Origin of the sequence: Ornithinicoccus halotolerans (assembly GCF_009602535.1) — a bacterium.
In the GTDB taxonomy this organism is placed as follows: domain Bacteria; phylum Actinomycetota; class Actinomycetes; order Actinomycetales; family Dermatophilaceae; genus Ornithinicoccus; species Ornithinicoccus halotolerans.
In genome coordinates this window covers 1-18,998 of the sequence record NZ_WIQI01000001.1, presented here as the reverse complement: position 1 = coordinate 18,998, position 18,998 = coordinate 1, and the positions used below count along the sequence as shown (strand labels likewise).

The following is an 18,998-nucleotide window of genomic DNA, read 5'->3' as shown; positions in this document are numbered from 1 at the left end:
AGGTGAGCGGCGCCCCCGGAGCAAACAGCGCATCGGGCGCTCCCCGCGCGATCAGCGGCGGCATCCTGTCCAGAGCATGCCGCTACGCCGTGCGACGGTCCGCGCCGGGCCCGGCTGCGGGCACCTGCGCCAGCGGCTCCAGTGCGCGACAGAGCTGGTCGAGCAGACTGGACAGGCTCGTCCGGGCAGGCTTTGCCGCGCGTCCGGTGAGCACCATGTTGAGCACGAGACTGCAGCCGGCTAGGCAGTCCTCGAGCTCGTCCTTCGCGTGCGCCTCGGCCAGGACCACCGCCAGGTACGGCGCGACGTGGCTGACCCCGCGTTGACTCTGGACCGGGCAGCTGCTCAGATCGCTGCGGGCCTGTCCGAGCGCCCCGTGCAGGGCGGTGAGCCGCGGCAGGCTCCAGGTCCGCTCAACCATGAGACACAGGCAGGCATGGGCCCACCGGGCAGCCGCGGGCGGAAGCGTGACGGTGACGGCTTCGCACCGGGGGCAGGACAGGTAGCGGGCCGGCACGGGGAGGGCGGCGTCCTCCCAGGGGAGGGTGCTGACCGAGGCGTGCACGGTGATCGCGCCGCAGGAAGGGCACCAGGAGGTGTTCCACGGCGCAGATGGCATGGTCTTGAGACTAGACCAAGAGATGATCACGGTGGGGTAAAGAATCGCGCGCGCTGGCACGGGTTTGCGCAGGTCGCCGAGCACGCTAGCGCCGGTCCTGCCCGAGCCGCCGTCGGATGCCCCTGCGAGGGACAGCAGAGGACCCCAGGGGGCTCCCTGGGGTCCTATGCCATCGGCTCCTCCGGCGCCGCGGCGGGCCCTTAGCCCGCCCAGGCTCCCGCTCGCGACGCCGGGCAGCGGCTCACTCCTGCCTGCTGTCCGGGACCCCGTCTCCGTCGCGGTCCAGGATGCCCAGCTGCTCGGTGATGAATGAGCGCATCCGGGTGCGGTAGTCGTGCTCGAAGGAGGCCAGCTCCCCGATCCGGGAGTTCACCTCCTCCTCCCTGGACTGCAGGTCCGAGAGCACGCTGGCGCGCCGCTCCTCGGCCTCGCCGATGAGCTGGTCGTGCCGCTGCTGGCCGGTCCGGACCAGCTCCTCGTGCCTCTCCTGACCGGTGCGCACCAGCTCATCGTGCTGCTCCTGACCGGTGCGCACCAGCTCCTCGTGCTGCTCCTGACCGGTGCGGACCAGCTCCTCGTGCCGGGCCTGTCCGGCCGTCACGAGCTCCTTGGCCTTGGTGTCGGCCTGGCCCACGGTGCGGTCCCGGTACTCCTCGGCCTCGCTGATCAGACGCGCCTTGGTCGTCTCGCCCTCCTGGACGTGCTCGTCGTGCAGTCGCTGCGCCAGGGAGATGATCGCGGTCGGGTCCTCCCCGGTCCCACCACCAGCGGTGGTGATCGGCTCCCCGCCCTGCGGGTCCGGCACGGCGCCGGCAGCGGCGCCGACCTGCTCTGCGTCGGAATGGGCCTGGTCGGCCTCCTGCCGCGCTGCCTCCGCGTCGGCACGAGCCTGTTCGGCCTCTGCGCGGGCCTGCTCGGCCTCCTCGCGGGCCGCGGCGAGCGACTGCTCGGCGCTCTGCGCCTCGGCGCGGGCGGCGTCGACCCGCTCCTGCAGCTCGCGCAGCTCGCCGTCGAGGCGGCCACGCGCCTCGTCCTCGGCCTCCTGCGCCTGGGCGTGCGCCCGCTCGACGCGCTCGGCGGCCTCGGCCTCGGCGGCCTCGGCCTCCTGGCGGGCCCGGTCGGTGCGCTCCTGGAGCTCGCGCAGCTCGGCGACGACCTCCTCGCGCTCCCGCCGCACCTGGGCCAGCTGCTCCTCGTCAGTGGTGACGGCGCCAGCAGCTGCTACCGCTCCGCCGTCCACATCCAGCCCCTTGCTGGCGCGGCAGTCCTCCAGCTGGGTGGACAGCTCCTCGTTCTCGGCGTTGAGCCGACGCAGCTCGACGACGACCTCGTCGAGGAAGTCGTCGACCTGGGTCTCGTCATAGCCACGCCGCAGGTGCGTGGCACTAAAGCTCTTCTTGATGACGTCCTCGGGAGTCAACGCCATGGTTCACCTCGAATCCAGAGTCTCCCCACGGCCCCGGCACAGGCCACGCTCGCGCGCGACAGGGGTCTCGTCGGTGTGCCAGGGCGTGTGGATGGGCGGGCAAATGCGGTTGCACCCCGCACCTTAGCCCACGTCAGAGCCCTCGGTGGCGGTCGGACGGCGCCCGCACCGACGTCCCAGGATCAGAACGGGATGAGGACGAAGACCAGGCTGCGGGCGATGCTCACCAGGAAGAACAGCGCGATGAACGCCAGGTCGAGCGCGATGCCGCCGATCCGCAGTGGGGGGATGATCTTGCGCAGCGCGCGCAGCGGCGGGTCGGTGAGGGTGTAGACGCCCTCCGCCAGCACCAGGAGCACACCCTTGGGCCGCCAGTCGCGGGAGAAGACCTGGACCCAGTCGAAGACGAGCCTCCCCAACAGCACCAGCATGTAGAGGAAGAGCAGGAAGCTCAGCAGTTCGGCGATCATCGTGCCTCGATTGTCCTCGACAGACCGAACCCGAGCGCCACCGGGGTCGCGCTCGGGTTCTCCGGGATCGGAAGGGTGGGGTCAGCTCTGGTTGAAGACACCCTGCTTGGTGGCCGACGCGCTGCTGCCCTGCACCTCGACGTGGGACGGAGAGAGCAGGAAGACCTTGCTGGTGACGCGCTCGATGCTGCCGTGGAGCCCGAACGCCAGCCCCGCGGCGAAGTCGACCAGCCGCTTGGCGTCGGAGTCGTCCATGTCCGAGAGGTTCATGATCACCGGGACGCCACCGCGGAACGACTCACCGATGGTCTTGGCCTCGTTGTAGGTCCGGGGGTGGATGGTGGTGATCCGGTTGAGCTCGGTCATCTCCGGCTCCTCCACGACACGGGCCACGGGGGTGCGCTGCGGCAGCGGGGTCACATCGGCGGGACGCTCGCGCTCCTCGCGGTAGTCGTCACGGACGCTCTCCCGCTCCTCGTAGGCGTCGTAGTCGTCATAGCGGTCCTCGGTCTCCGAGAGCCCGAGGTACTCCATCGTCTTGCGCAGCGCCCCAGCCATGCCTGAGCTCCTTGATCCCGGTGGTGCCGCCGTCGTGGCAGCGTTGCTGTCGAACGCTCCCGACGCTACCGGGACGTGGGTCGCGATCCCAGGATTGCGCTCCCGACACGCAGGTGTGTCGCGCCGGCGGCAACCGCCAGCTCCAGGTCACCGCTCATGCCGGCCGACACCCAGCCCGCGTCGGGGACCTCCTCGCGCACCTGCCGGGAGCACTCCATCAGCCGGTCGAAGGCGGCCCGCGTCCCGTCCGCGTCGAGCGCCGGCGGGGCCACCGCCATCACGCCCCGCAGCCGTAGCCGCTCGGCCGCGGTGACCGACTCCACCAGCGCGGGCAGGTCCTCCGGCAGCACGCCGCCACGACCGGCACGCTCCTTCTGCTCCAGGTCGATTTGGAGAAGGAGGTTCAGGTCGCCGGCTCTCTCCCCCGCCTGCACCGCGTTGGCGACTGCCTTGTCGAGGGCTCGCGCCAGCCGGGGCCGATCCACCGAGTGCACGACGTCGGCGTACCGGGCCACCGAGCGGGCCTTGTTCGTCTGCAGCTGGCCGACGAAGTGAACCGTCAGCGCGTCCCTCACGGCGGGGTCCAGCTCGGCCACCTTAGTGGCGGCCTCCTGGTCCTTGTTCTCCCCGACGTGTCCCACGCCGAGCTCAGCCAGGAGCGCGACGTCGCTGGCGGGGAAGTACTTGGTGATGACCACCAGGGTCAGCTCCGCCGGGTCTCGCCCGGCGTCCCCGGCAGCCCGCTCGATACGGTCGTTCACCTGCTGCAGGCCCTGCCTGATCTCGTCGCGGCGGCTCACGCGGCCCCCTCCGGGGGCAGCAACCGCACGACACCCGCGTAGCGACCCGTGGGCGCCTCGCGGCGGTGGGAGTAGAGGTCCGGGCTCTCCCGGGAGCAGCCGGGCAGCCAACGCACCCTGACCTCCTCCGCGTGCAACTGCTCGACGACCGCGCCGGCCACGTCGATGGCTGGCGTCCCCGTCCAGCTGACGGACGCCGCGACCGGGACGACGTCGGCGGCCTCGTCGCGCATCTCGGCCGGCACCTCGTAGCAGCGCGCGCAGATGCTGGGACCGACCACCGCCTCGATCTGCTCGGCGCCGAGGGCTCGCATGCGCCGCACCGTCGCCGGCACGACGCCGGCCATCATGCCGACGCGGCCTGCGTGGGCTGCGCCGACGACGCCGGTGGTCCGGTCAGCCAACAGCACCGGCGTGCAGTCCGCCACGAGCACGACGAGGGCGACGTCGGTGCGGTCGGTGACGATGCCGTCACACTCGACCGGTTCGGTCTCCTCCTCCGACGCGAGAGACACCGCTGCGCTGTGCACCTGGCGCATGAAGCGCAGGTCGGACAGGTGCAAGCCGAGCGCCCGGGCCAGCCGGTGGCGATTCGTCTCGACCGCCTCCGCGGTGTCGCCCACGCGGCCGCCGAGGTTGAGCTCGCCGAAGGGCTCCACGCTCGCACCGCCCCATCGGTCGGTCACCGCCCAGTCGACGCCGTGGCGATATCCCTCCCCTGTCTCACGCTGGCGCCACCGGAACACGGGCCAACGGTACGTCACATCTTGCCGCCGAACCCCTCCATGATGTTGATCGCGGCCGGCCCCATGATCACGATGAAGAGCGCCGGAAGGATGACGAGGATCAGCGGGAAGATCACCTTGACCGGGATCTGCATCGCCTTCTCCTCGGCCCGCTGCCGCCGCCGCAGTCGCATCTCCTTGGCCTGGGTGGCCAGCACGCGAGCGATGGAAATGCCGTGCTCGTCTGCCTGGATGATCGATCGTATGAACCGGCGCAGGTCGTCTACCTGGGCGCGTCGTGCGAGCTCGGTGTAGGCCGCCCGTCGGGACTGACCAACCTGGATGTCTTGGAGGGTGCGCACGATCTCCTCACCGAGCGGACCCCGACCGTTGCGGGCGACTTGAGCCATCGCGGCCTCAAAACCGAGACCAGCCTCCACGGCGATCGTCAGCTGGTCGAGTGTGTCGGGGAGCTGCTCCTGGATGGACTGCTGACGCTTCTGCGCGGCGTTGTAGAGCAGAATTTCCGGCACGAACCAGGCAAACACCACGAGTCCAACTCCGAACAACAACATCCGTCCGGACAACTCCCCCAACGAGAGCAGCAGGACGAATCCCAACGTGGCCGAAGTGAGTACTAGCTTGGTTACCATCACCCGTTCTACTGGCCACGCGGCCGGACGCCCCGCCCGGGCCAGCAGCCGGTCCAGGCGCTTTACGGAGGACGCCGGTGTCAGTCGCTGCGCCAGTCCCAGCAGGCCCGCACCCCTCTCATCGGCAGCCCCATCCTTCGTCGTGAGGTCGCGGCGCAGGTTTTGCAGGGTTTGCTGACGGACGGCGCCGGTGCGGGTCGTGAAGGACCAGACGAGCAGCGGCACAGCAAGGGCGAGACAGCCCGCCGCGGCGAGCACTAAGAGAGAGAGGGATGTAGTCACGATGAGACCTCAGAACTTGATAGTGACCATCTTGCGGAGCCACAAAGAGCCGACGATCAGCAGCAGTACCGCCACAGTGATCATGATGAGACCCAGCATGTTGTCGACCAGCCGAGACATGTAAGCGGGGTTCGCCCAGCTCAGGAAGCCGGCCATGCAGACGGGCAGCGCGACCAGAATGACGGCGCTCAACTTTCCCTCAGCAGCAAGTGCCTTCACCTGGCGGCGGATCTGGCCTCGGTCGCGAATGGTTTCAGCCACCGTGTCCAGCACCTCGGCGAGGTTGCCGCCCACGGTGCGGTGGATCGCCACGGCCTGGGCGACCCAACGGAAGTCGTCGCTGTCCATCCGCTCGGCCACCTCATCCATGGCTAAGCCCAGATCGCGGCCGACGCGGACCTGGTTGACGATGCGGGCGATCTCGTTGGAGGCGGGCTCGTCAAGCTCCTGAGCGACCGAGTCCAGGCTCTGCAGCAGGCTGTGGCCCGCGCGCAGGCTGCTGGCCAGGAGTTGCAGCATGTCGTCCAACTGGTCGGCGAAGGCCGCCTTGCGCCGGTCGGCCTTGATCATGACGTTGAAGTAGCAACCGGCCGCGGCGACGCCGCCCATGATGACGCCCACGAAGACATTGGCCAGCACCGCACCTAGGGCGAGGGTCGCCAGTGTCACCGCGATGCTCATCAAGACGTAGTCCGCGACCCGCATCCGAATGCCGGCGCGGTCTAGCGCGTTCGCAGCCTTGGGCGAGTCCGAGCGCTGCTTGATGAAGGCATCGATGGCCGCCGTGGTGGCGTCGGTCGCACGCGTCAACGTGGACTGCTGCTGCTCGATCCCGTGAAGTCGCCGGTCGCGCCCCAGTCGGCTGCCCGGAGCCAGGATGGCCCAGACGCCCAGCACCGCCGCGGTCACCAGAAGGCAGAGGGCGACCGTCACCTGGTCGACCTGCGGCATCGTCCAGCTCATCGCAGCCCCACTGAGTCCGTGTCGAAGATGTTGAACGGCATCGGGACGCCCTGCTCGAGGAAGCGATCGGTGAAGTGCGGCCGGACGCCGGTCGACTTCGTGGTTCCGAGGAATCGCCCGTTGGGGTCCACGCCGGCGGAGTAGTCGAAGGTGAAGGCGTCCTGGAGGGTGAGGATCTCTCCCTCCATGCCTTGGACCTCGGTGACCTGGGTGACGCGGCGAGTCCCGTCGCGAAGGCGCGTGAGTTGGACGATGACGTCCACGGCCGAGGCGATCTGCTCCCTGATGGCTCGCAGCGGCAGGTCCATACCAGCCATCAGCACCATGGTCTCAAGACGGGAGATGGCGTCCCGGGGAGTGTTGGCGTGGAGCGTCGACAGGGAGCCCTCGTGGCCGGTGTTCATGGCCTGCAACATGTCGAGGGACTCTCCTCCGCGAACCTCGCCGACGATGATGCGGTCCGGCCGCATGCGCAGTGAGTTGCGCACCAGGTCACGAATGGTGACCTCGCCCTTGCCCTCGATGTTGCGCGGCCGGCTCTCCAGGCGGACCACGTGGTCCTGCTGCAGCTGCAGCTCGACTGCGTCCTCGACCGTGACGATGCGCTCGTCGTCAGGGATGAAGGACGACAACACGTTGAGCAGCGTCGTCTTCCCAGTGCCGGTCCCTCCGGACACGAGGATGTTCAGCTTGGCCTGCACGCAGCCGCGAAGCAGCTCCACCATCTGCGGTGACATGCTGCCTCTCGCGATGAGATCCTCGACCAGCAACGGCTTCTTGCCGAACTTCCGGATCGTGAGCGTGGATCCGCTGAAGGCAAGCGGGGGGATTACGGCGTTGACACGCGAGCCGTCCTCCAGCCGCGCATCGACCAGAGGCGAGGACTCGTCGATGCGTCGTCCCATGCGGGTGACGATTCGCTCGATCACCCGCCGCAGGTGCTCTTCGGTGGTGAACTCCGTGTCGGTCCGACTCAGACGGCCGTTCTGCTCCACGTAGACCTTGTGGGGGCCGTTCACCATGATCTCGGTGATCGTGTCGTCATCGAGCAGTGCTTGCAATGGGCCGTAGCCCAGCACGTCGTCGGTGACCTCACGGATCAGGCGGCGACGCTCCTCGGCAGTCAGCGGGATCGAGGAGGAACTCGCGATCCCGGCCAGCTCCTTGCGCACCAGCTCATGCAGCTGGTCCTCACCGAGCGAGCTGTCGGTCAACCGGGCGCCCAGGCGCTCGTAGAGGCTGTCGCTGGCTTCCTGCTTCAGTTTCATCAGCGCCGCAGACTTGCCGCCACCAGTCATCGGTGCAGGCGCCGACACAGGCACCTCTGCAGCAGGGGTCGCGCTCGCCGCCTCAGCAGGCGGCGTCTCGCCGGCTGTTGCTGGAGCAGATGGGGCGGTCACTGTGGGGCGCTGACCCGACGCTGTGTTGTGGCCTGGGCCGTCGCTCGGGGGAGGCGCCGGCGGTGCGGGTGACGACGTGCCTGTCTTGGCTGACCTGGTCGCCTGAAGTCTTTCCGAGAGCCGCATCGTCATCGCTCCTTGCCGTGACGGGCCAGGCCACCGTCGTGGCGCACGGTCACCGGAACGAACCAGCTGGCCAAGTTCTGCAGTTCCTTGACGACGCGGTCGCGGCCGCCGTGCAGCACCAGGGGGACTCCTTGGTTCGTCGAGCGCACGACCTTCTTGTGGCGGGGCAGGGCGAGGTCCACCTTGCGCTTGATGGTCTTCTCCACATCCCGGACCGAGAGCCCGCCCGACTTGTCGGAGAAGTTGAGCACCACGTGTCGAGTAGCCGGTGCCAGATCGAGGGCGTCGAGCAGCTCAAGCTCCTTGCGCAGGCCCCGCACTCCCGGGACGTCCTGACTGGTGACCACTACCAGGTCGGTCGTGTGGTCCAGAGCCGCGAGGGTCTGTTCCGAAAGCCCCGGGGCCGTATCGATGACGACGTACCGGAACTGCGCAGCAAGGTGGGTCAGGATCTGCCCCACATGGGCCGGTGTCATCCCGTCGGCTTCCGCCGGTGACTTGGCCCCACACAGCACGTGCAGCCCCGTCTCGTGGCGCGTCAACATGGCCTTGAGAGTCATGGAGTCGGTCAGGGCCGGGCCGTGGACGACGTCGGCAAGCGTGGCCTGCGGTTCCAGGTTCAACGCAGCCGCGACGTCGCCGAACTGGATGTCAAGGTCGACCAGGACGACTTCCTGGGAGGACTGCTGCGCCAGCCCGACAGCGATGTTGGTAGCCAGTGTCGTCTTGCCGACGCCGCCCTTGGGGGAGGCAACCGTCACGACCCGGGCCGGGACGGAGTCGGCGCCCTCCCGGGGACCTGCCTTCTCGCTCTGGAAGGCGGCGGCCCGGGCGCGCTCCGCACGATCCAGCGTCAGTCGGATGTCCTCGACACTGGCGGTCTCCTCGATCAGGTCGCGCATACCCGAGCGTAGGGCCGACAGCCCCAGCTCCTTGGCCCTGTCGGTCACCAGGAGCACGCTCACGTCCGGGTGCTCCTTTTCGAACCGGCGCGCCAGGTCGAAGGCGTACTTCTCCCCTCCCTCATCGGGATCAATGACGAGCGTCGTCATGGGACCCGAGCCGTTGGCAATGGCCATCACCTGGGCCGGCACTGCTGGTAGTTGCTCTGGCCGGATGACAAGCAGGTCCTTGGCGGTCGCCAGCCTGATACGTCGGGCTAAGTCCGTCGAGCTGCTTGAGAGGATAATGGCGCTCATTCGAACAGGTCCCTGACATTCTCGGGGAAGGTGACGACGACGGGCTCGGTGCCGTTCTCGTCGGCGCCCTCAGGCTCGTAGGTGAGGTGCACCTGGCCGAACTCCTTGGCGAAGACCATCTTTTCCACGTCGGGGGCCGGCATGGCGAGCGTCACCAGGATGGTGTCCTCCGCCTGCTGTGGCTCGGCCTCTTGGGCCTCCACCTCCTCGTCGAGGGTTGGCGGCGGTTCCACGTACCCGCCTTCCACACGGACGACGAGGACCTTGTGCAGGACCACGTGAGCCATGCTGAAAGTCTCGGGTTCGCTGTCCTCCCCGTCGCTCTCCTCACCCGCGGACTCCTCCTCCGGGTACTCCGGCTCCATAGCGACGAACACTCCGACGCGGTCGCCCGGTGCGATGTTGCCGCCAAGCGCTTGCGGCTTGGTCAGCGGGATCGTGAGCTGGTGCAAGTCCGCCGCTTCCTCGGGCAACGTGAACTCATCTCGGGCGCGGAGCTCCTCTGGCGTGGCGAACCGGGACGCCACGATCTGCTCCCCCGGCGTAATCCGTGTCGTCGAGATGCGCCCCTGCAGGTCGGCAAGGTCGCTCACGACCCCGTCAACCAGGTAGTTGCGCGGGACCGGCTGGTTCTCAACGAGCTCGGTGAGCGCGTCGCCCGATGTCCCCTCCGGGATCGCGGCGGTGGCGACCAGGACGCTTTCGGTTTCCTGCCCCGCGAGCGCCCGCTCGTCGGCGCTGCTGGTGTACGCGACGACGAGGACGATGGCCACGGCGGCGAGGATGAGGGCCGCGAGTGCGGCGACGATACGGCGGACCATGATGTCCCCTTGGCTCTTTCTAGTCGATCAGGATGACGGTCGATGCGCCCAAGTCGGGCGCCTCGCCGTATTCGAGGGCAGCCTCAAGGTCGACCCATTTCACGAACTCTCCCCGGAGGCACTTTTGGGGCGAGCCACAGGGCGCGCTGTACTTGTAGGTGTTGTTCAGGTAATAGCCGTGGAGCTTGAAGGCGGCGAAGCCGTAGATGTGGTACTCGTTCGCGTTTGCTGGCAGTGACAGCTCTTGCGGGCACTCCGGCGAGTGCGACCCGCCCGTCCGGCAGCTGTCGAAAACGGGAATCAGCACCACCTCACCGACCATGGACTGGAAGTAGGCGGCGGTGCACTCCGATGGCACGTCACTGCCCGTCTGGGAACGGACCCATGCGTTGTCGGGGTCCACGTACACCGAGCAGTCTCCGGAGTCGCCGACGAAGGCGAAGCCGGCAGGCATCACGTTGCTGTCCGGACCCCAAGTACAGGTCGTGCCATCGGGGTGGTGCTTCGGGAAGTAGAGAGTGACTGCTGGCGTGGGCGGCGGCCCCGCCTTGTTTAGCTCGCACACGGAGAACGTGAACGGCAGCATCGCCGTCCCGCCGGCGGGCTCCCCCCACTGAGCGGTGGCCTCGGCGGCCACCTCCGAGGTGGCATCCGCTCCCAGCACGGGCATGAAGTAGTTCTGCTTCTCGCTGCGTACGGTCACCGTGACCGTGCGCGCGTCGGGGTCCACGGTGCCCTCGGCGCTCAGCAGCGGCGCGCCGCGCAGATTGCCGGTCGCGAAGTCATCGGCGATCCCTTGCTTGGCCGCGCTCAGTGTCGCGGTCGTGCAGTCGTTGTCCACGGCGCACTGCTGGGCGACAGCGAGTGCTGCCGCGTCCGCACCGTTCTGTGCTTCCTGGCGCTTGGCGTAGCTCGCGCCGACATCGACAGCCAGTCCAGTGGCACCGATCAGTACGACCAGCAACAAGGCAGCCATGACAGCAATAGCTCCTCGGTCATCCCGTACGCCTACCCGCCGCATCGCATGATCCCTTCTCCAGTGAGCGTGAGACCGTCGCCGAAGAAACCGGTCATGAAGCTGGCCTCAAAACTGGCGACGACCTGGGCTGAGTCCACGACAGTGGGATCGGATGACGCTGGGCAGGCCGTCTGGGTGTAGGTGGGGCTGCCGAAGATGAAGACTTCGTCAAGGCGGGCCTGGACGTCTGCGCTGTCCTTCTTGATCGCCAACTCTCGGGCGGCGTCGCGCGCGGCCTGAGAGAGGGAGGACTGCATCATCCACAAGCGTCCGAACTCCAGCCCCCCGAAGACGAGGGTGAGCAGCATAAGGACCACGAGGGCGAACTCGACAGCGGCTGCGCCGCGCTCCTGCGCGTGCTGTTCCATCAGTTCCCCCTCTCTGGCCTGCTCACAAGCGTTAGGTGCCGCGATGTTGTTGGGCGGGCCGACCACAGGCCGGCCCGCCCAACAGGTCACTACCCCGGTCAGTTAGTGGTGGTGGTGCCCCCGCCGGTGATGGCGTTGGAGACCGTCTCGAACGCAGTGTTGACCTGGCCGCCGAGGGTGAAAACAATGCCCACGATGACGGCCGCGATGGCGGCAACCATGAGGCCGTACTCGACCGCGGTGGCGCCCCGCTCGTTGTCGGCAGCGGCGAAGCGGTCCTTGATGGTCTGCAGGTAGTAGGCAACAGCAAGCATGAGGTTCTCCTCTGTTGGACGCCGGTGCCCCCGATGGGCGGCCGACACGGGATGGGTTTGGAACTGGCTCCGTGAGTCTCAGGAAGTGCACCTGGAGCCTTGAGACCCGGAGAGGAACCTTGCGGGATGCTCCGGACCTGTTCGAACTGTGACACCTCGTGACCGTCGCTTCAATAGTTGAAAGGTCACGGTTAAATAACGCTTCTTGACTACCTCCATACCTGTCGTTGACCCGATCGTGAGGGAACCGCAGGTCAGGCGCTTGGCGGTCCACCGGCACGTCGGTAAAGAGTCGTTCAAGATCGAGACAACTGTGATCAAGGTCACAGCTAGTAAGGCCGCTTGAGCATCGCTCAGGCGGACCTCGGCACGCGACAGCAGAGGGCGGCCACCCACGTGGGTGGCCGCCCTCTGCTGGTCAGCTGCGCCGCGCGACGCGGTCTTACTTGAGGAAGTCTGGCACGTCCAGGTCGTCGCTCTCCTCGAAGGTCACCGTCCTTGGCGGCTGCTGCGGGGGCACCTGGTTGCCCTCACCGCGCTGGGGCTGCGGCTGCGGCGGCACGCCGTTGCCCTGCTGCGGCTGCTCCTGCTGGGCGGGCTGTGCCTGCGGCTGCGGCACGGGCCGGGCCTGCTGCTGAGGCGGCTGGGCGGGCTGGGGCTGCCGCTCCTGCGCCGGCTGGCCCTGACGCCCGCCACCCCCGGCCTGCACCTGGCCGAGCGCACGGTCGTCCTGGCGGGTGACGGGGGCACCACCGTCGAAGCCGGCGGCGATGACGGTGACCCGCACCTCGTCACCGAGGGAGTCGTCGATGACCGCGCCGAAGATGATGTTGGCCTCCGGGTGGGCTGCCTCCTGCACCAGCCGGGCGGCCTCGTTGATCTCGAACAGGCCGAGGTCGCTACCGCCCTGCACCGACAGCAGCACGCCGTGCGCCCCTTCGATGCTGGCCTCCAGCAGCGGGGAGGAGATCGCCAGCTCAGCGGCCTGCACCGCACGATCTTCTCCCCTGGCCGAGCCGATCCCCATCAGCGCCGACCCTGCCCCCTGCATGACCGACTTGACGTCGGCGAAGTCCAGGTTGATCAGGCCGGGCGTGGTGATCAGGTCGGTGATGCCCTGCACACCGGAGAGCAGCACCTGGTCGGCACTCTTGAAGGCGTCCAGCATCGAGACCGCACGGTCGCTGATCGACAGCAGCCGGTCGTTCGGGATGACGATGAGGGTGTCGACCTCCTCGCGCAGCCCCGAGATGCCGGACTCGGCCTGGTTGGCTCGGCGGCGGCCCTCGAAGGTGAACGGCCGGGTCACCACCCCGATCGTCAGCGCGCCGATCTGCTTGGCGATCTTGGCCACGACGGGCGCGCCGCCGGTGCCGGTGCCGCCACCCTCGCCGGCGGTGACGAAGACCATGTCCGCCCCTCGCAGGGCCTCCTCGATCTCCTCGGTGTGGTCCTCGGCGGCCCTGCGCCCCACCTCGGGGTCCGCGCCGGCGCCGAGGCCGCGGGTCAGGTCACGGCCGACGTCGAGCTTGACGTCGGCATCGCTCATCAGCAGGGCCTGGGCATCGGTGTTGATGGCGATGAACTCCACGCCCTTCAGACCGACCTCGATCATCCGGTTGATGGCGTTCACACCACCGCCGCCGATGCCGACGACCTTGATGACGGCCAGGTAGTTCTGCGCTGCTGACACGGTGCGCCTTCCTTGCTGCTACTGGGATGCTGCTGTCCTGGATGCCTCGGACCCTGTCCGTGCTCCCGCACTCTACAAACGCAACCTGCGCAGCGCCGCAGGCCTGAACCTGAGGTAGAGGTTGACCGGAGCGAGCTGCTGGTGGGAGCCGGACCAGGCCGGATTCGTGCTCAGGACTCCTCGTCCTCGGGTGCCGCCGGCAGCCCGGTGACGGTCGGTGTCTCGGGGTCGCGCACATCGATCACCATCGGCTCGACGGGCTGCTCCACGCCCCACTGGTCGGTCTCGGTCTCGGCCCGGTTGGGACCGATGTGCTCGTTGCGCAGCAGCGCCCGCACCACCGTGGCCTTGAGCTGGTGCCGCTCCGGGTCGCCCCAGACGACGTCGAGGTTGCCGATGCTGAGCTGCAGGTCGCCGGTGCGGGTCACCTCCAGCCGGCCCACCTGGCGGGCGGCCCCCCGCGGCAGCACGTCCTGCAGCGCCGCGTGGGCATCCAGCACCCCCACCAGCTGCTCGGGCTCGGTCTCCTCCTGGCGCACGGTGACCCGCGGCACGCCGTCGGGGCGGCTCGAGACCGTCCGGTAGACCACCCCCGTGGCGTCGGCCAACTGCAGGTCCTGACCCGGCTGCGAGACCGCCAGCGCCGGCTTCCGGGGAGTGACCTCGATGGTGACCGTGGACGGCCAGCTCCGGCCCACGTTCACCTCGGCGACCCGCAGGTTTTGCAGCACCCGCTCGGCAACACCCGCGGTGCTCACCCGCGCCATCGGCTCTCCCATCGGCACCGCGGCCGCGGCCTCGACGTCCTCGCGCAGCGTCTTCCCGGCACCGGTCACCTCGACCTCCTCCACCACGAACGCCGTCGAGAAGCCCAGCAGCCACACCGTCATCGCCAGGACGGCCAGGAATCCGGCCACCACCGCCGTGACCTTCCACGGCCGGGCCCGCACCTGCGCGATCCGCTCCTGGAACCGCTCGTGGGCCCCGCCCAGCGCGCCCCTCCGGCGCCGCTGCCACAGCATCAGCGCACCTCCTGCTCGGTCTGCCCCAGCAGGTCGAGCAGCTCCGGCCCGACCCCGGTCACGTCCCCGGCGCCCACCGTCAGCACCAGGTCCCCCGGGCGCACCAGCCCCGCCAGCGCGGTAGCGGCCTGCGCCCGCTCTGGCTCGAAGCCCACCTCACCCTCGAAGTCGTCCCGGCGCGCCAGCGCGTCGGCGACCATCCCGCCGGTCACCCCCGGCATCGGGTCCTCGCGGGCGCCGAAGACGTCGAGCAGCAGCACCTGGTCGGCGGGAGCGAGCGCGGCCGCGAACTCCGCGGCGAACGCCGCGGTGCGCGAGTAGAGGTGCGGCTGGAAGGCCACCACCAGCCGCCCGTCCCCGGCGACCGCCCGGCCGGCGCGCACCACCGCGGCGACCTTGTCCGGGTTGTGGGCGTAGTCGTCCACGACCGTCACGCCGCCCGCGGTGCCCTGCGGCTCGAACCGGCGGTGCGTGCCCGGGTAGCCGGCCAGGCCGGCGAGCACGGCCTCCACGGCGACGTCCACGTCGCTGCCGACACCCTCGGTGGCGGCCAGCAGCGCCGCGGCCGCGTCCAGCAGGTTGTGCTCCCCCGGCACCGGCACCACCAGCTCGCGGGTCGTGCCCGCCGGGAGGCCGGCCAGGTCACGGCCCCACCGCAGCCGGGCGCGCGACGTCATGCCCTCCAGCGCCACCTGCTCCAGCACCAGGTCGGCGTCCTGGGCGGTGCCGTAGGTGAGGACCCGGGTGTCCGCTGCCGCTACCTGCGCTGCCAGCCGGCGAGCGCCGTCGTCGTCGGCACAGGCCACCAGCAGCCCGCCGGGGCGGAGGGTGCCGGCGAACTGCGCGTACGCCGCCTCGATCGCCGCCAGGTCGCCGTAGAAGTCCAGGTGGTCGGCCTTGATGTTGGTGACCACCGCCACCTGCGGGCGGTAGGCCAGGAACGAGCCGTCGCTCTCGTCGGCCTCCACCACGAACGCCCGGCCGGTGCCCGCGCCGGCGTTGGCCAGCCCGGTGATCGGGGCGCCGAGGAGATAGCTGGGGTCGGCCCCGGCGGCCCGGAGCCCGACAGTGAGCATGGCGCTGGTGGTGGTCTTGCCGTTGGCTCCGGCCACCGCGACCGGCACCAAGGTGCCGCCACCGGGCGCCGCGGCCGGCTGCCCGTCGGGCCCGGACAGCAGGGCGGCGATGGCCTGGGCACGGTGCAGCACCGGCAGCCCGCGGCGGCGGGCCTCGGCCAGCTCGGGGTTGGACTCGCGGACCGCGCCGGAGATCACCACGGTCCGCGCCTGCCCGAGGTGGGCCGGGTGGTGGCCGACGTGGACGGTCGCGCCCTCGTGCCGCAGCTGGTGCAGCACCGCGGAGTCCTTGGCGTCGGATCCGGTGACGGTCGCGCCGCGGGCCAGGTAGAGGCGGGCGACCCCGGACACGCCGGTGCCCCCGATGGCGATGAAGTGGACGGGGTCGAGCTCCTCGGCCGGCGGTACGGCAGCGGTGAAGTCGAACCGCGGCTGCGCCCGCGCCACTGGGGTCTCCGGGGCCGCGCCGGGCACGGGACCCTTCCCGGGGGCCACCCTCAGGCTCCCCGGTCGGTGACGACGCCGGCCGCGGCCAGCACCATCCGCGCGAGCCGGGTGTCGGCGTCGCGGGTGCCCACGGCCGCGGCGGCGCGGCTCATCACCCGCAGCGCGTCGGTGTCGCGGGCCAGCGGCAGCACCTGGTCACGGACCCAGGCGGGGTCGACCTCCTCGTCCCTGGCCAGCCGGCCACCCCCGGCGGTGACCACGTCCAGGGCGTTCAGCTGCTGCTCGCCGTTGCCGATCGGCAGCGGCACGTAGATCGCCGGGAGCCCGACCGCGGACAGCTCGCTGACGGTGCCCGCACCGGCGCGGCACACCGCCAGGTCGGCCACCGACAGCGCCAGGTCCATCCGGTCGGTGTACTCCACCGCCACGTACGGCACCCGAGGCGCCCCCGCGGGGCCGGACCCCTCCGGCAGCGCGGGACGCACCGGCTTGCCCGCGCCGGTCAGGTGCAGCACTTGGACGCCGGCACCGACCAGGTCGCCGGCGGCCGCGGCGAAGGCGTCGTTGAGCCTGGCGGCGCCCAGCGAGCCGCCGAAGACCAGCAACGTCGTCGCCTCCGGCGCGAGGCCGAAGTGGACGCACGCCTCTTCCCGCAGCGCCCCCCGGTCCAGCTCGCTGATCTCCCGGCGCATCGGCAGCCCGATGACGGTGGCGTGCGGCAGCCGGGTGGTAGGGAAGGTCACCGCCACGTGCGGGGTGAACCGGGCACCGAGCCGGTTGGCCAGCCCCGGCCGGGCGTTCTGCTCGTGGACCACGATCGGCACCCCGGCGCGGCGGGCCGCCAGGTAGGCCGGGGTCGAGACGTAGCCGCCGAAGCCGACCACCACGTCGGCCGCCACCTCCTGGACGGCCTGCCGGGCGCCGGCCAGCGCGGTCCGCATCGCACGCGGGAACCGGACCACGGTGGAGTCGGGCCGGCGCGGCAGCGGCACCTTCGGCACGGTGCGCAGCTCATAGCCCGCGGCCGGCACCAGCCGCGCCTCCAGCCCCTCGGCGGTGCCCAGCACCGTCTGCCGCATGTCCAGCTGCAGCTGCGGGGCCATCTCGGCGAGCGCGTCGGCGGTGGCCAGCAGCGGGTTCACGTGGCCGGCCGAGCCGCCACCGGCGAGCAGGACCGACAGCGAGCGGGTCATGTGCGGCCCCCCAGCCGGCCGGACAGCGGCAGCACCGCCGCGGTGCGCCGCAGCAGCGAGGGCCGGGCCGCGAGCCGCTCCCGGCAGCCGGGCAGCGAGCGGGCGAACGCCAGCAGCAGCCCCATCCCGAGCAGCGCCGCGATCAGTGCCGACCCGCCGGAGGAGACCAGCGGCAGCGGCACGCCGATGATCGGCATCATGCCGATGACCGAGCCGATGTTGAGCATCGCCTGGCTGACGATCCACACCATCATCCCGGCGGCGCCGACCCGCACGAACCAGTCCGGGCTGCCGGCGACGATCCGGTAGGCGGCGTAGCCGATCACGAGGAACAGCAGCAGCACCGAGAAGGTGCCCGGCAGTCCCAGCTCCTCGCCGATGATCGCCAGGATGAAGTCGTTGTGCGGCTCGGGCAGCAGCGACCACTTCTCGCGGCTGGCGCCCAGGCCCACGCCCCACCAGCCGCCGTCGGCGAGGGCGTACTCGGCGTGCACCTTCTGGAAGCAGCCGGCCACGTGCGGGTCGGTGCAGGTGCCGCCGATCCAGGTCTGGATGCGGGTCATCCTGTTGGCGCTGGCCAGCGTCAGGTAGGCGGCACCACCGGCCGCCAGCGCACCGACCAGCAGGAACCAGCGGGCCTGCACACCGGCGGCGAACAGCATCCCGCCGACGATGGCCAGCATGATCAGCGCGGTCCCCAGGTCGTGGCCGGCGACCACCAGGCCGACCAGGGTGACCGCGACCGGGATGACGAACGGGAACAGCACGTGCCCGATGCGCCCGAGCACCCGGCGCTTGTTGGCCAGCACCGCCGCGCCGAACACCACCAGCGCCACCTTGGCCAGCTCCGAGGGCTGCAGCGTGAACGGCCCGAGCGCCACCCAGTTGCGGTTGCCCTGGAAGGTGATGCCGAGCGGGCTGAACACCAGCGCCTGCAGCGCCACCGCGAGCCCGACCGCCAGGTAGGCGGTGCGTCGCCAAACCCGGACCGGCACCCGGGACCCGATGACGCAGAGCGCGACCCCGATCCCCGCGTAGACGAGCTGGTTGAGGAAGACGGTGTAGGAGCTGCCGCTGTCCTGGTAGGAGCTGACGCTGGAGGCCGACAGCACCATCACCAGGCCGAGGCCGACCAGCAGCACGGTGCAGCCGACGAGCAGGTAGTAGGGGGCCAGCGGGCTGGCCAGCCGCTCCCGGGCGGTGGCGAGCAGGGAGGCCTGCCCCGCCTCACCTCCCGGGCTGGCCGGCGGGGACGAGGGCCGCGTCAGCGTGGTCACGCGCCGGCTCCGCTCCCCGGCGCCCCGGGGGGTGCCTGCTGCCGGCGGCGCACCGCCTCGGTGAACGACCGGCCGCGGTCCCCGTAGCCGGGGAACATGTCCAGGCTGGCCGCCGCGGGAGCGAGCAGCACGGTGTCGCCGGGGCGCGCCAACTCCAGCGCGCGCCCGACCACACGGTCCATGACGGCGTCCACGTCCTCAGTGTCTCCGGCGGCGACCTGCTCCACCGGGAGGTGGGGGGCGTGTCGTGCCAGCGCGGCCGCGATGACACCGCGGTCCTGCCCGAGCAGCACCGCCGCCCGCAGCCGCGGCGCCGCCTGCCGGACCAGCTCCTCCACCTGCGCGTCCTTGAGCTGGCCGCCGGCGACCCACACGATGCTCGGGTAGGCGGCCAGCGCGGCCGCCGCGGCGTGCGGGTTGGTGGCCTTGGAGTCGTTGACGCAGCGGACCCCGCCCACCTCGCCGAGGTCGGTGGTGCGGTGCTCCTCCGGCCGGTACGCCCGCATCCCCTCCCTGACCGCGGCCGGCGGGACGCCGGCGGCGCGGGC

At 70.3% G+C, this 18,998-nt stretch carries 20 protein-coding genes; all 20 read right to left on the bottom strand.

Features of this window, described 5'->3' with window-relative positions:
* Nucleotides 1-82: 82 nt before the first annotated feature.
* The gene (locus tag GFJ45_RS00100) at nucleotides 83-703 is read right to left on the bottom strand and encodes a hypothetical protein (protein WP_153392521.1); all 621 of its coding nucleotides are present in this window, start codon (nucleotides 701-703) and stop codon (nucleotides 83-85) included.
* Between the two features lie 157 nt (nucleotides 704-860).
* Complete coding sequence (locus GFJ45_RS00095) at nucleotides 861-2,045, bottom strand: DivIVA domain-containing protein (protein ID WP_153392518.1); 1,185 nt, start codon at nucleotides 2,043-2,045, stop codon at nucleotides 861-863.
* A gap of 182 nt (nucleotides 2,046-2,227) precedes the next feature.
* Nucleotides 2,228-2,515 (bottom strand): YggT family protein, encoded by a 288-nt coding sequence (locus tag GFJ45_RS00090; RefSeq protein ID WP_153392516.1) that lies wholly within the window; start codon nucleotides 2,513-2,515, stop codon nucleotides 2,228-2,230.
* An 81-nt stretch (nucleotides 2,516-2,596) separates the two neighbouring features.
* Nucleotides 2,597-3,073, bottom strand: a complete 477-nt coding sequence (locus GFJ45_RS00085) for a cell division protein SepF (RefSeq protein WP_153392514.1) — start codon at nucleotides 3,071-3,073, stop codon at nucleotides 2,597-2,599.
* Nucleotides 3,074-3,138: 65 nt separating this feature from the next.
* On the bottom strand, nucleotides 3,139-3,873 hold the full coding sequence (locus GFJ45_RS00080; protein WP_153392512.1) for a YggS family pyridoxal phosphate-dependent enzyme: 735 nt from the start codon (nucleotides 3,871-3,873) through the stop codon (nucleotides 3,139-3,141).
* Nucleotides 3,870-4,532 (bottom strand): polyphenol oxidase family protein, encoded by a 663-nt coding sequence (locus tag GFJ45_RS00075; RefSeq protein ID WP_407670365.1) that lies wholly within the window; start codon nucleotides 4,530-4,532, stop codon nucleotides 3,870-3,872. The genes GFJ45_RS00080 and GFJ45_RS00075 overlap by 4 nt, the downstream gene beginning before the upstream one ends.
* A 101-nt stretch (nucleotides 4,533-4,633) precedes the next feature.
* Complete coding sequence (locus GFJ45_RS00070) at nucleotides 4,634-5,533, bottom strand: type II secretion system F family protein (RefSeq protein WP_228386240.1); 900 nt, start codon at nucleotides 5,531-5,533, stop codon at nucleotides 4,634-4,636.
* A 9-nt stretch (nucleotides 5,534-5,542) separates the two neighbouring features.
* Entirely contained in the window at nucleotides 5,543-6,496 is a 954-nt protein-coding gene (locus GFJ45_RS00065) for a type II secretion system F family protein (RefSeq protein WP_228386239.1), read from the bottom strand.
* Nucleotides 6,493-8,022, bottom strand: a complete 1,530-nt coding sequence (locus tag GFJ45_RS00060) for a CpaF family protein (RefSeq protein WP_153392503.1) — start codon at nucleotides 8,020-8,022, stop codon at nucleotides 6,493-6,495. The genes GFJ45_RS00065 and GFJ45_RS00060 overlap by 4 nt, the downstream gene beginning before the upstream one ends.
* 2 nt (nucleotides 8,023-8,024) lie before the next feature.
* Nucleotides 8,025-9,221, bottom strand: a complete 1,197-nt coding sequence (locus GFJ45_RS00055; protein ID WP_153392500.1) for an AAA family ATPase — start codon at nucleotides 9,219-9,221, stop codon at nucleotides 8,025-8,027.
* Complete coding sequence (gene cpaB / locus GFJ45_RS00050; RefSeq protein WP_153392497.1) at nucleotides 9,218-10,042, bottom strand: Flp pilus assembly protein CpaB; 825 nt, start codon at nucleotides 10,040-10,042, stop codon at nucleotides 9,218-9,220. Before cpaB ends, GFJ45_RS00055 begins: the two co-directional genes overlap by 4 nt.
* Before the next feature lie 19 nt (nucleotides 10,043-10,061).
* The gene (locus GFJ45_RS00045) at nucleotides 10,062-11,063 is read right to left on the bottom strand and encodes a pilus assembly protein TadG-related protein (RefSeq protein WP_153392494.1); all 1,002 of its coding nucleotides are present in this window, start codon (nucleotides 11,061-11,063) and stop codon (nucleotides 10,062-10,064) included.
* A complete protein-coding gene (locus tag GFJ45_RS00040; RefSeq protein ID WP_153392491.1) occupies nucleotides 11,051-11,428 on the bottom strand; it encodes a TadE/TadG family type IV pilus assembly protein in 378 nt (125 codons plus the stop codon). The genes GFJ45_RS00045 and GFJ45_RS00040 overlap by 13 nt, the downstream gene beginning before the upstream one ends.
* Nucleotides 11,429-11,526: 98 nt before the next feature.
* Nucleotides 11,527-11,742, bottom strand: a complete 216-nt coding sequence (locus GFJ45_RS00035) for a Flp family type IVb pilin (protein WP_153392487.1) — start codon at nucleotides 11,740-11,742, stop codon at nucleotides 11,527-11,529.
* Between the two features lie 442 nt (nucleotides 11,743-12,184).
* On the bottom strand, nucleotides 12,185-13,435 hold the full coding sequence (ftsZ, locus tag GFJ45_RS00030; protein WP_153392484.1) for a cell division protein FtsZ: 1,251 nt from the start codon (nucleotides 13,433-13,435) through the stop codon (nucleotides 12,185-12,187).
* 170 nt (nucleotides 13,436-13,605) lie between these two features.
* A complete protein-coding gene (locus GFJ45_RS00025; RefSeq protein ID WP_153392481.1) occupies nucleotides 13,606-14,457 on the bottom strand; it encodes a cell division protein FtsQ/DivIB in 852 nt (283 codons plus the stop codon).
* On the bottom strand, nucleotides 14,457-16,007 hold the full coding sequence (murC, locus tag GFJ45_RS00020) for a UDP-N-acetylmuramate--L-alanine ligase (RefSeq protein WP_228386238.1): 1,551 nt from the start codon (nucleotides 16,005-16,007) through the stop codon (nucleotides 14,457-14,459). Before murC ends, GFJ45_RS00025 begins: the two co-directional genes overlap by 1 nt.
* Before the next feature lie 23 nt (nucleotides 16,008-16,030).
* The gene (locus GFJ45_RS00015) at nucleotides 16,031-17,173 is read right to left on the bottom strand and encodes a UDP-N-acetylglucosamine--N-acetylmuramyl-(pentapeptide) pyrophosphoryl-undecaprenol N-acetylglucosamine transferase (RefSeq protein ID WP_153392478.1); all 1,143 of its coding nucleotides are present in this window, start codon (nucleotides 17,171-17,173) and stop codon (nucleotides 16,031-16,033) included.
* Nucleotides 17,170-18,450: a putative lipid II flippase FtsW gene (ftsW, locus tag GFJ45_RS00010; protein WP_153392475.1), complete on the bottom strand. Its 1,281-nt coding sequence runs from the start codon at nucleotides 18,448-18,450 to the stop codon at nucleotides 17,170-17,172. The genes GFJ45_RS00015 and ftsW overlap by 4 nt, the downstream gene beginning before the upstream one ends.
* A partial coding sequence (locus GFJ45_RS00005) for a glutamate ligase domain-containing protein (protein WP_323368700.1) occupies nucleotides 18,447-18,998 on the bottom strand: 552 nt, incomplete at its 5' end. The genes ftsW and GFJ45_RS00005, both read right to left, overlap by 4 nt.